We start from the raw sequence: 11,702 nt of genomic DNA on the forward strand, positions 1-11,702 counted from the left end.
TCTTGAGCTGGGCGATCATATCAGCTTAACTGGCCTTGACATGCCTAAAGGTGTTACTTTAACTGCACTAACTCATGGCGATATTGAAGCACATGACCAAAGTGTTGTTGCGGTTCAGGAAGCTAAGATTATGGCTGAAGTTGAAGACGACGCACCGGTTGCACCTGAAACTGAAGTAGTTGGCGATGATGCCGATGCTGAGGCTGATGATAAAGGCGACAAGTAATCATTATTGAGTAAGACATTATGGCGATTAAACTGATTGTTGGCCTGGGTAATCCAGGCAAAGACTATCAGTCGCATCGACATAATGTTGGTTTTTGGTTTTGTGACGCATTGGCCAACTTGTATTCGGCCACTTTTAAAAAGGAATCTAAATTTTCTGGTGATGTGACACAAGTCACTATTTCCGGTTTAAGCGTTCGTCTATTAAAACCCAATACCTTTATGAATCGCTCTGGTCGATCAATCCAGGCGTTGGCAAAATTTTACCAACTTGATGCGGTAGAAATACTTGTTGTTCATGATGAGCTTGATTTAGACTTTGGTACGGCCAAGCTTAAGGCTGAAGGTGGTCATGGTGGGCACAACGGTTTGCGTGATACAATCAAAGCACTTAGCACAAAGTCTTTCTATCGCTTACGCCTTGGCATTGGCCATCCTGGCGATAAATCTCAGGTGGCTGATTATGTCTTGCACGCGCCCAATAAAAGTGAATTAACGCAAATTCAGAATGCTATGACTGATGCCTTGCAAGTGATTGATGATGTTGTTAAAGGCGATACTGACAAGGCTATGAAAAACTTACATACAAAAGATTAAATACTAGTGTTTTTACAAACATTGGTGCCAATCAAAAGGAGAAAAAATGGGATTTAAATGTGGTATTGTTGGACTACCCAACGTTGGAAAATCAACCTTATTTAATGCACTAACCCAAGCAGGCATCGAATCGGCAAACTATCCTTTTTGTACTATTGAGCCAAATGTTGGTATTGTTCCTATTAATGACAAGCGCCTTCAAGCATTGGCTGATATCGTTAGTCCTGAAAAAATCCTGCCAACAACTATGGAATTTGTTGACATTGCCGGCTTAGTTGAGGGTGCCTCAAAAGGCGAAGGATTAGGCAATCAATTCTTAACCAATATTCGCGAAACAGATGCAATTGTTCATGTGGTTCGCTGCTTCGAAGATGATGACATCATTCATGTTGCTGGCAAAATATCGCCCCTAGATGACATTGAAATTATTAATACAGAGCTGATTTTAGCCGACCTAGATGTCGTTGAAAAATTATTACAAAAGGCAGTTAAGAATACCAAGTCTGGGCAAAAAGATGGCCTGCCTCTACGAGAGCTTTTAGAGAAAGTTTTGCCCACACTTGAGGCTGGAAAAAGCGCAAGAAGTCTAGACTTTGATGAAGAAGAACTAAAGCTTTTACGTGGCTTCCAGTTGCTAACTATTAAGCCTGTCTTATATATGGCAAATGTTAGCGAGAGCGGCTTTGAAAACAATCCTCATCTTGATGTAGTAAAAAATTTCGCCAGTACTGAAGGTGCTGAAGTAGTAGCTATCTGTGCTGATATTGAGGCAGAAATTTCAGAACTTGATACTGAAGAAAAACAAGAGTTTCTTGATGAGATGGGGCAAACAGAGTCGGGTCTTGATCGTCTAATCAGTGCAGGCTATACATTACTCGGTTTACAAACTTACTTTACAGCTGGTGTTCAAGAGGTTCGTGCATGGACGATTAACATCGGTGACAGTGCGCCACAAGCTGCCGGGAAAATCCATGGTGATTTTGAGAAAGGCTTTATTCGCGCTGAAACCATTAGCTTTAAAGATTTTATCGAATTTGGTGGAGAAAAAGGCGCCAAAGAAGCCGGGAAATTACGCTCTGAAGGCAAGGAATACATCGTTCAAGACGGTGATGTGGTACACTTCTTATTTAACGTTTAACTCTTTTATTTAAGGCATTTGTTATTGTTATGAAATCTAAAAAGAACACCAAAGTATTACTCATTCTTGATGGCTGGGGACACTCTGAAACAACAGAAAATAATGCCATCGCTTTAGCCAAAACGCCAGTTTGGGACCGATTTAACGAACAGTTTGCGCACTCTCTTATTCTCACGAGTGGTAAACAAGTAGGCCTTCCTGGGGAGCAAATGGGCAACTCTGAAGTGGGCCATTTGAATTTAGGCGCAGGTCGTGTTGTTAAACAAGCCTTTACTCGTATTCATAATGACATTAATAATGGTGATTTTTTTAGAAACCCTATTTTAAAAAATGCCCTAGAATACGCCAACGACAATAGCAAAGCTGTCCATATTATGGGACTACTATCTGATGGTGGTGTCCACTCTCATGAAGAGCAAATTCATGGCATGTTGGAAATGGCACACGAGCAAGGCTGTAAAGATGTTTATTTACACGTCTTTACTGATGGTAGAGACTGCGCTCAAAAAAGCGCTAAAAAATACATTCAAAACCTGGAAGATAAAATTTCTGAACTTGGAACGGGAGAAATTGCAACTGTTATTGGTCGCTACTTCTCTCTAGACAGAGATAATCGTTGGTCTCGTGCTCGTTGCGCCTATGAATTAATTGCCAAAGGTAAGGGAAAATTCTTGGCAAAATCAGCAATCAATGCGATTGAACAAGCTTACGAAAGAGATGAAACAGATGAATTTATTCAATCAACAGTCATCAATGCACCAATCAAACTTCATAAAGACGACGTATTAATCTTTATGAATTATCGTGCTGATCGTGCGCGTCAAATAACCCAAGCTTTTACTGATGAGGATTTTCAAGGATTTTCACGTGGCACCTTTGTTCCTACTCAGTTCATTTGCCTTACCGAATATAAAAAGAGCTTCAATCTTCCGGTTGCCTATCCTTCATCAGCACTCAATAATGTCTTGGGCGAATACTTGGCCAATTTAGGCATGACACAACTCAGGATTGCTGAAACAGAAAAATATGCGCATGTGACTTTCTTTTTAAATGGTGGCATCGAGCGTCCATTTAATGGTGAAGATAGAGTGCTTATTCCATCACCTGAAGTTGCCACTTATGACCTTCAACCAGAAATGAGTGCTTTTGAGCTAACCGATGAATTGGTTGAAAATATTGAAAGCCAAAAATATGACTTAATTATTTGTAATTATGCCAATACTGATATGGTTGGGCATTCTGGAAAACTCGATGCAGCTATCAAAGCAGTTGAGGCTGTTGATACTTGTTTGGGTATTGTATTCCAGGCGGTTAAAGCCATCGATGGTGAAATTTTAATTACCGCCGATCATGGTAATGCCGAACAAATGGTCAATCCGGAAACTCAAGAAGTACATACAGCCCATACCAACAACCCAGTGCCATTAGTTTTTGTTAGTTCAAGAAAAGTGGATATCATGCCCCCTTGTGAGGGCGCCTTATCCGATATTGCGCCAACACTACTTGCGATGATGGATATTGAGCAGCCTGGTGAAATGACTGGCAAAAGCTTACTAACTTTTAAGTAAAATAAACACTAGATATACATTCAGGAGAAAAAATATGAAACAAGAAAATTTTATTGCACCATCAATTTTGGCGGCAGACTTTGCCAGACTTGGTGAAGAGGTTGATAATGTATTACGTGATGGTGCAGATATTGTTCACTTTGACGTAATGGACAACCATTACGTGCCCAATCTAACGATTGGCCCACTAGTTTGTGAAGCGCTTAGAAACCATGGCGTCACCGCACCAATTGATGTACACCTAATGGTTAAACCTGTTGATAGACTGATCCCTGATTTTATTTCAGCTGGCGCTTCATACATTACTTTCCACCCAGAAGCATCTGAGCACATTGACAAAACTTTAGCCATGATTCAAGAAGCTGGCTGTAAAGCTGGACTAGTATTCAACCCTGCAACACCATTACATGTTCTTGAAAATGTCATGGACAAACTGGACATGATTCTATTGATGTCTGTAAACCCGGGTTTTGGTGGACAATCATTCATTCCACAAACCTTAATAAAATGTCGTCAAGTGCGTGAACTAATTGATGCAAGTGGCAGAGACATTCGTTTAGAGATTGATGGTGGCGTTAAGATTGACAATATTCGTGAAGTTGCAGAAGCGGGCGCAGATACGTTTGTTGCCGGTTCGGCGATCTTTAATACCGATGATTACAAAACCACTATTGATGCGATGCGCGCCGAATTAGCAAAAGCTAAATAGCAAGCATTACTATCGTCTTGGCGCTTGATACATCAAGGTTAATTCGGTATAATTGCATCTTTTAAGATTTTTACTTGGTGCTTTAGCTCTAAGAAAAAAATCTAATGTTGAGTTAGGCGCTTGTATATCAGGCGCCTAACTCGTTTTAATGTATCACACAGCTCGACATAGCTATCAGGGTGCCCTTTGAAAACAAGGGTTGATTGTTAGGAGTTGTGGAAGGAAGTGTCAAAAAAGATACTTCACCAACCCCATGGAGAAATAAAATGGCAAAAACGTCAATGAAAAAAATGCTTGAAGCAGGTGTACACTTTGGTCACCGCTCACGCTTCTGGCACCCAAAAATGGATAAATACATCTACGGTACTCGTAACGGTGTTCATATCATTAACTTAGAAAAAACATCACCAATGTTTAACGATGTACTTAACTTTGCATCAAAAACTGCTGCTGCAGGTGGCTCAATTCTTTTTGTTGGTACTAAGCGCGCAGCTTCTGACATCATGAAAGAAGAAGCAATCCGCTGTGGCATGCCTTACGTTAACCATCGCTGGTTAGGCGGCATGATGACTAACTACAAAACCATCAAAGCATCTATCAAACGCCTTAAAGATCTTGAATTTTTAGCAGAAGATAACTTTGCCCAATTCGGCAAAAAAGAAGCGCTAATGATGACTCGTGAAATGGAAAAATTAGAGCGTAGTTTAGGCGGTATTAAAGATCTAGGCGGTATTCCAGATGTAGTATTCGTGATCGATATTGGTCATGAGAAAAATGCTATTGCAGAATCTAAAAAATTAGGTCTTCCAATTATCGGTATTGTTGATACTAATCACAACCCTGAAGGCATTGATTATGTTGTACCTGGTAACGACGACTCTATTAGAGCAATCGGCTACTACGCAAGAGAAATTGCCAACTCAATTCTAGAGGCTAAGGCTGCTGCCGGCGCTACAAGAGTTAAAGAGTCTGTTGTTAAGCAAAAGGCGCCTGTTAAAAAAGCTAAAACTGAAGCGCCAGTAGCCGAGAAGGCTGCTGCTAAACCTGCTGCTAAACCTGCTGCCGCAGATCTTAACGCAATGTTGAAAGCCGACTTAGTTACACTTGCAAAAAAACAAGGCGTTGAAATTGCTAGCAAAGACACTAAAGCTGACATTATTGCAAAACTTGCATAATTTATAAAAAATAACTGCTTACAAAGGGCGAAAACGCACCTTGTATGCAAAATATTCATAGGAGATAATTATGGCAATTACAGCTGCTCTAGTTAAAGAATTAAGAGAAAGAACGGGCTCAGGCATGATGGACTGTAAAAAAGCCTTAACTGAAACCAATGGTGATCTTGAGGCTGCAATCGATTTAATGCGCTCTTCGGGTGCTGCAAAGGCTGCTAAAAAATCTAGCCGTGTTGCTGCTGAAGGCTTAGTTAAGGTTAACATCAGTGATGACAACAAAACAGCGACCATCTTAGAAATCAATTCTGAGACTGACTTTGTTACTAAGGGCGATGCCTTTATTAACTTCGTCGATACCTTAGGTGCATTGGCATTAAAAACAAAGCCGGCTAACATTGAAGAATTCATGATGCAAACATTAGACAATGGCGATTCACTTGAGAAATCTCGTGAAGATATCGTTGCTAAAGTTGGTGAAAATGTATCAATTAGACGCGTTCACACGATTACTGTTGATTCGGGCGTTATCGGTGCTTACAAGCACGGTGAGCGTATCGCAGTACTAGCTGTTTTAGAGGGTGGCGATGAAGTCCTAGCAAAAGACATTGCAATGCATGTTGCGGCAACACGCCCTGAGTGTATTACTGAAGACGAGCTTGACGCCTCTCTATTAGAAAGAGAAAAGGCAATTTTTGTTGAGCGAGCTCGTGAATCTGGCAAGCCTGATAACATCATTGAAAAAATGATTGGTGGACGCATGAAGAAGTTCATCAATGAAGTGACGCTTTACGGCCAAGCTTTTGTTAAGGATCCAGATACTACTGTTGGCGCTTTAGCTAAGAAAAACAATGCAACAGTAGTCTCTTTCATTAGATATGAAGTAGGCGAAGGCATTGAAAAGAAAGAAGAAAACTTTGCTGAAGAGGTTGCTGCTCAAATGAAAGGCTAGTTCCTTACCTTTGAGATGTTAAAAAAGAGCGCTAAGGTGGTTTTTTTACTAAAAGCGAAGAGGCGCTAGCTCAATCGCTTAACGTGGATGCTAATTACTTAGTGTCACGTGAGTCTACAGCAGCGTTAGTTTTAGCGTCTGCGTAACCTTTGGCGTATGCATCAGCTTGAGCCTTAGCAAAAGCGTCAGCTTGACCTTTAGCGTATGCATCAGCAACACCTTTAGCGTCAGCAGTTGCAACACCAGCAAACTTACCGTCTGTAGTAGCGTTAGACTTGTTAGAAGTTTTGTTCTTGTTGTTGTAATGGAAACCCCAATCAGAATCGTTGTTCATGTCGTTGCTGTTAGCAAAAGGACCCATGTTTTGACGCGCCATTGAAAGGACCCATGTTTGAACCACCGTTGAAAGGACCCATGTTGTTGCCGCCGTTGAAAGGACCCCAGTTAGAACCACCGTTGAAAGGGCCCATGTTAGAACCACCATCGAAAGGACCCCAGTTAGACATGCCGTTTGAGTTACCAAGTTTAGTTACCAAAACCGTTGTTGTTTGAGTTACCAAAGAAAGCTGAAGCTGAAGTAGCTGCTACTAATGTAGTAATTGCGATAATTTTTTTCATGTTAATCTCCTAGATTATTATGTTGTTCTAACACCTTCATTAGTGAGGTGTTTTAAAGTGCTGAACTGTTGTTCTGCATGGGGAGTATTATACAACAACAATATTAGAAGTCAATGATATTCTAATATAATTTTTACTAAATATTAAAAAAGCTACTACAACAGTACTTATAGAGGTAAAAAAATATTAAAAAAATGCAAATCAGTCAAATTTATAGACTAAATTACATTAAAAATCGATTAAAAGTCTATTTTTAAGTCTGTTTATGTATTTTTTATTACAATTAAACACCCTTGATTAGTAAAATTAAGAATGAACTCATGTAAACAAAAAATCGCCAATAATGGCGATTTTAATAAGACAAAACATTAATTAACAACTAATCAGACTCAATCCTTGATGTTGATGAGGCTGCAGGCGATAGTAGGTACCCTTGTTTGCCATAGATGCTATTTGTATTTCCATAATTCTGCATTTGCGCTTCTATAGCTTTGCGAATTTCCAAAGATTGGTCTTGTGTGCGTTGATAGCCTGCTTCAAAACTAACCGGCATCTCATTAACAAAAAAAACCTTGCTACCTGAATTTTTAATTTGCTTAAGTGTTTGACTAAAATCCGTATCCTTTAACCAATTGCTCGGCTGAACCTGATTAGGCGCAGCCATTGCTGAACTATTAGGTAAAAACCTTGGATCTTGACGATAATCTCTAAGAGAGTCTGGGCGTGCACCATAACGACTCATATTACGTGCATCATTAGCAGGCGAGTACCCAACGCCTGTGAACATAGGATTCCAATTAGAGCCTTTATTCCATGGAGCGGTGCTGTTGTAACCTATGCTGCCATTGCCAAATGGAGAAAGATTGTCTGTGTTAAAAAATGCGCTAGCGCTTAAGGTTAAAACACTTAGCAGAATAGCAGTTAGTCTTGTCTTTTTCATAATGTCAAAATAAATAATTTTCAATGTATATTATTATATCATAATATAGATAAAAATTCAAATTGGGCTAAAAAGATCGACTAATCGTTGCAAATATTCTGTCGTTATCCTTATAGGCATCAATGGCAAGATTGTCTCCGCCAATATAATCAATTACACCGCCACTAACCGCAGTCTCGTCGTCTATCGCATAATCAAGCGACACTCTCGCAGATCCGCCGTCTTGTGCTGATGAGCCCATCACACTAAGCACTACGCTCAGATCTAACGTCTGATTAAGATAAGACTGATTAAGGCGTACCACTTGCTGATACTCCTCTTCGCGCTTATAGCCATTTGCTACACCGCCAATTGCGGTTTCATAATCATGGATTTTTCTCAGTGCAACCTCATAGCCAATTGAGCCATCAGTAATGCCGTTATATTCAATGCCTAACAATGTATCTGTTCTAACTTTGGCATTGGTCACACCATTATACTTGACGGTGTCAAAATGTGCCGCCTCAGCTTTTAACAAAAAGCTACCGCTAACCTGATTGTAAGCCGCACCAAACATTTTTGATTTATTGTCGTAATTCAATGTTGTGCTACTACTAATCAAATAAGGCTTGTCAATATAAGTATCTGCATAATACAACCCTAAATCGTAACCTTCAAAAACACCTGTAAGACTTAACGCCGTACTTGTATTTTTTAAATTATCTTCAGGCTTATTTTCAGCTGCATCGGCAGTAGATTTAAAATCAGAACCAAACTTTGGATTTTCACTAAAACGATTTTCATGAATGGCAATAACTGACAAGTTTAAATTATCAACATAATAATCAAGCTTACTCATGGTTCGACCTAAGCGTAAATTCTTAATATCGACCAATCCTGGCGTTCGATTGTCTAATGGATTCAGGATATCCGTTATTCGGATAGAATCTGACTTTCCCCATACTACGATCTGCCTTCCTGTCTTAAAATCAAAATTTGAGGAAATTTCGAGCTCAATATTGAGTTCGTTTAGGTTAATTTCATTTTCGTAGCCATTTGGTACATCTCGATTTTCCAAGTCATAAGTGAAATCATGATAACTTTTTAAGTTACTGTTAACTTTAATGCCGTTATCAAATTTGTATTCACCAATAATATCTACCAAAGTTTTCAAAGATGAAAGATTCTTACCATTACTAATATTTTGGTGTGCTTCAATATCTATCGAACCATACAACACACCTTTAGAAATTGGGGCGCTTTCAATAACAATTTTTACAACTTCTTCGTCAAAGCCGTCATCGTCAAAACCATCTTCTGCATAAGCATTCAAAGGCAAAATCAAAATAATGCTGATTGGCAGCCACTTCATAATTTACAAGCCTTTTTCAATCATACGAACAGTAAATATATCACTGGAAATTTCTTTGTTAATTTCGACATCAGAATTAGTAAGGATGGTTTTGTGTAATGTTGACTTGCCTTGCTTAGTCGTCATCGTGGTTTGCATTGCCACCCAGATACCGTCAATTTTCTCTAGCTTACGAACATCCATGTACTTAACTCTTGAGCCTTTTTTCAAATAAAATTTAGCACGAGTAAGTACGTAATTATCCTTGCGGATATAAAGTGTGCTTTTGGTATATCCCGTTTCATCAATAACATCTTGACTCACGGGTGTTGATTCAATCACCCAAACTGGGACTTTACCTTCTTTACGCGTAATCGCTGTCTCTTTAACAAGCTTAAAAGTATAGTCATCCAATTCTTTATCAGTCATATCTGCATAAGAAAAATCACTGCCCATAAAAGCGGCATCTTTATCACTAGCAGGAATTCGCTTGGTTTTTTTCAACGCTGGCAAATACATCCACTGATCATCATCCTTATCATCACCACTGTAGTCGTAGGTTAAAAATGCAGTATTCTTAACATCGCTTGGTGATAAAAAGAAAATAGTTTTATGCTCAGTATTGGCGTCAATATCTGTTGAAAAAGTACGCATTTGTCGAATACGTTGCTTGCCTTTTTTGTCAATCAAAGTCATTTGCATGGTTGAAATAACACTAGACCCATCATCTCTTGCATCTACTTTTTCCATGATATCTCTTGCTTGGTTTCCGGCTACTACAGATGTGGCCAAAAATACACCCATGACAATGGTTAAAAATTTATTCATTATAGGTCTCCTTTATTGTGGATCATTAATTTCATGATAGCCGGCACCAAGAAGAAGTCGGCCATAAGTGCGATGAAAATAGCACTGGCAGTTAAAACACCAAAGTTAAACATTGAACTCATTGATGCAAATAACAACACCAAGAATCCAACTGATAGAACAACAGAGGTAACCACAATAGCTCTACCAGTTCCCATCAATGTTAATCTTACGGCTTTGTCTACATCGTTATATTCAAGTTCATAGCGCCTAAAATTGTGCATAAAGTGTACGGTATCATCCACCGCTAAGCCGAGTGCAATTGCACCAATAAGCATAGTGAACATGTCTAACGGCATATCGAAAACAACCATAATTGTAGATAAAAACAAAATTGGTAGCATGTTTGGAATCATACTGATTAGGCCAATTTTGACATTACCAACCAAGATAATCATCATGATAGAAATCAAACCAAAGGCGATCATATAACTAACTGCACTTGAATTAATGGATTTTTCCATAATAACTGCCAACAAGGTGGTTATTCCTGTGAGCGATACAGTTGCCACACCTTTAAATTCTTTGTCTAATTCTGTCTGAACCAGGGAGATAAATTCATTGTATTGTAGTGCATCAATGTAAGGCACTTTAACCGTAATTCTAGCCTTTGAAAAACTTGAATCTACAAAATCTTGTAAGTCATCACTGCCGCTATTTTCGAATAAAAATAGCTCTTGGGCGATCAAATCTTTGTCTTGTGGAATGGTATAAAATTCAGGTTTATTTTCATTTAACGCTCGGTTGGTTTCTTTCAAAACATCCACCAAACTAAGTGTTTTTCCAACAAAATAAGTCTCGGTTTGAATGCTGTTTAAGTACTCAGTAGCGCTTTCAATTTTATTAAGTATGTCCGGATTATATAGTCCATTTTCTTGGTGTGTGTCGACAATTACCTCAAGCGTTACAGAGCCCTTTAATTTGTCATCGACAATTTCAGTAGCCACTCTTGATACATGGTTCTCTGGAAACCATTCCAAAGGATAATGCTCAAAACGCAACTGCGAAGCAAAGAAAATAGCAACAATAATCATCACGCCACTAATAGCAACAATAGCTTTTGGATAGCCAGTAGAAATACGGCTAATGCCTAATAACATGTGATCCATGTTGGTATGCTCGTGCGCATCCTCTTTGCTTGATTTAACCTTGATCTTACTCATGCTAATTAACGCTGGAATCAATATCAAGGTAAAAATTAGCCCGATCAAAACGCCACTACTGGCGAAAACACCCAGGTCAGCAACTGGCGATAATTCTGAAAACGAAAATGACCACAGTCCGGCTGCCGTGGTTAAAGAAGTCATTACAATAGCAAGACCTGAATGGCCCATAGCATAACTCAAGGATTTTTTGACATCGTGCGTCTTGGCAAAATCCTTATAAAAAACAGAGAGTAAATGTATGGATCCGCCGGTAATCACTGCCAATAAAAATGAAGGCATAATCTGAGTAACAATGGTAAATGGTGCACCAGTAATAGCCATTAATGAGAGTACCACAGTAATGGTAAAAGTTACTGCAAGCAATGGCAAAATCACACCCGATGCACGCTTAAACAAAACTGCCAATACAACCACAATAGC

At 39.1% G+C, this 11,702-nt stretch carries 11 protein-coding genes and 1 pseudogene; 7 read left to right on the forward strand and 5 right to left on the reverse strand.

The genetic code is table 11. The features are described 5' to 3' along the window. From BTHERMOSOX_RS00590 to tsf, 7 genes and pseudogenes are all read left to right on the forward strand, one after another. Window positions 1-226 (forward strand): annotated as a pseudogene (locus BTHERMOSOX_RS00590) (50S ribosomal protein L25/general stress protein Ctc); the annotation flags it as partial. Window positions 227-246: 20 nt separating this feature from the next. Then, window positions 247-822, forward strand: coding sequence for an aminoacyl-tRNA hydrolase (gene pth, locus BTHERMOSOX_RS00595; RefSeq protein WP_138118479.1), 576 nt, complete (start codon window positions 247-249; stop codon window positions 820-822). Between the two features lie 46 nt (window positions 823-868). Further along, entirely contained in the window at window positions 869-1,960 is a 1,092-nt protein-coding gene (gene ychF / locus BTHERMOSOX_RS00600; RefSeq protein ID WP_138118480.1) for a redox-regulated ATPase YchF, read from the forward strand. A gap of 29 nt (window positions 1,961-1,989) precedes the next feature. After that, a complete protein-coding gene (gene gpmI / locus BTHERMOSOX_RS00605; RefSeq protein ID WP_138118481.1) occupies window positions 1,990-3,528 on the forward strand; it encodes a 2,3-bisphosphoglycerate-independent phosphoglycerate mutase in 1,539 nt (512 codons plus the stop codon). A 34-nt stretch (window positions 3,529-3,562) separates the two neighbouring features. Then, window positions 3,563-4,237, forward strand: a complete 675-nt coding sequence (rpe, locus tag BTHERMOSOX_RS00610; RefSeq protein WP_138118482.1) for a ribulose-phosphate 3-epimerase — start codon at window positions 3,563-3,565, stop codon at window positions 4,235-4,237. A gap of 266 nt (window positions 4,238-4,503) precedes the next feature. Then, window positions 4,504-5,412 (forward strand): 30S ribosomal protein S2, encoded by a 909-nt coding sequence (rpsB, locus tag BTHERMOSOX_RS00615; protein WP_138118483.1) that lies wholly within the window; start codon window positions 4,504-4,506, stop codon window positions 5,410-5,412. A gap of 70 nt (window positions 5,413-5,482) precedes the next feature. Then, entirely contained in the window at window positions 5,483-6,361 is an 879-nt protein-coding gene (gene tsf / locus BTHERMOSOX_RS00620) for a translation elongation factor Ts (protein ID WP_138118484.1), read from the forward strand. A 94-nt stretch (window positions 6,362-6,455) separates the two neighbouring features. Here the strand turns inward: tsf and BTHERMOSOX_RS11730 are convergent, their stop codons facing one another. The 5 genes from BTHERMOSOX_RS11730 to BTHERMOSOX_RS00645 all read right to left on the reverse strand — a co-directional run. Continuing rightward, the gene (locus BTHERMOSOX_RS11730; RefSeq protein ID WP_249360561.1) at window positions 6,456-6,737 is read right to left on the reverse strand and encodes a hypothetical protein; all 282 of its coding nucleotides are present in this window, start codon (window positions 6,735-6,737) and stop codon (window positions 6,456-6,458) included. Window positions 6,738-7,358: 621 nt separating this feature from the next. After that, complete coding sequence (locus tag BTHERMOSOX_RS00630; protein ID WP_138118485.1) at window positions 7,359-7,919, reverse strand: hypothetical protein; 561 nt, start codon at window positions 7,917-7,919, stop codon at window positions 7,359-7,361. A gap of 67 nt (window positions 7,920-7,986) precedes the next feature. After that, the gene (locus BTHERMOSOX_RS00635) at window positions 7,987-9,270 is read right to left on the reverse strand and encodes a DUF1302 family protein (protein ID WP_138118486.1); all 1,284 of its coding nucleotides are present in this window, start codon (window positions 9,268-9,270) and stop codon (window positions 7,987-7,989) included. Window positions 9,271-9,273: 3 nt separating this feature from the next. Continuing rightward, the gene (locus tag BTHERMOSOX_RS00640) at window positions 9,274-10,077 is read right to left on the reverse strand and encodes an outer membrane lipoprotein-sorting protein (RefSeq protein WP_138118487.1); all 804 of its coding nucleotides are present in this window, start codon (window positions 10,075-10,077) and stop codon (window positions 9,274-9,276) included. Beyond that, on the reverse strand, window positions 10,077-11,702 hold a 1,626-nt coding region (locus BTHERMOSOX_RS00645), incomplete at its 5' end, for an efflux RND transporter permease subunit (protein WP_138118488.1). The genes BTHERMOSOX_RS00645 and BTHERMOSOX_RS00640, both read right to left, overlap by 1 nt.

The sequence above is a fragment of the Bathymodiolus heckerae thiotrophic gill symbiont genome (genome assembly GCF_900128515.1).
Lineage (GTDB): Bacteria > Pseudomonadota > Gammaproteobacteria > PS1 > Pseudothioglobaceae > Thioglobus_A.

What these genes read in the sequence shown, in the direction of transcription:
- pth (WP_138118479.1), top strand. Translation starts at nt 247, where the DNA reads ATGGCGATTAAACTGATTGTTGGCCTGGGTAATCCAGGCAAAGACTAT.
- ychF (WP_138118480.1), top strand. Translation starts at nt 869, where the DNA reads ATGGGATTTAAATGTGGTATTGTTGGACTACCCAACGTTGGAAAATCA.
- gpmI (WP_138118481.1), top strand. Translation starts at nt 1,990, where the DNA reads ATGAAATCTAAAAAGAACACCAAAGTATTACTCATTCTTGATGGCTGG.
- rpe (WP_138118482.1), top strand. Translation starts at nt 3,563, where the DNA reads ATGAAACAAGAAAATTTTATTGCACCATCAATTTTGGCGGCAGACTTT.
- rpsB (WP_138118483.1), top strand. Translation starts at nt 4,504, where the DNA reads ATGGCAAAAACGTCAATGAAAAAAATGCTTGAAGCAGGTGTACACTTT.
- tsf (WP_138118484.1), top strand. Translation starts at nt 5,483, where the DNA reads ATGGCAATTACAGCTGCTCTAGTTAAAGAATTAAGAGAAAGAACGGGC.
- BTHERMOSOX_RS11730 (WP_249360561.1), bottom strand. Translation starts at nt 6,737, where the DNA reads ATGGCGCGTCAAAACATGGGTCCTTTTGCTAACAGCAACGACATGAAC.
- BTHERMOSOX_RS00630 (WP_138118485.1), bottom strand. Translation starts at nt 7,919, where the DNA reads ATGAAAAAGACAAGACTAACTGCTATTCTGCTAAGTGTTTTAACCTTA.
- BTHERMOSOX_RS00635 (WP_138118486.1), bottom strand. Translation starts at nt 9,270, where the DNA reads ATGAAGTGGCTGCCAATCAGCATTATTTTGATTTTGCCTTTGAATGCT.
- BTHERMOSOX_RS00640 (WP_138118487.1), bottom strand. Translation starts at nt 10,077, where the DNA reads ATGAATAAATTTTTAACCATTGTCATGGGTGTATTTTTGGCCACATCT.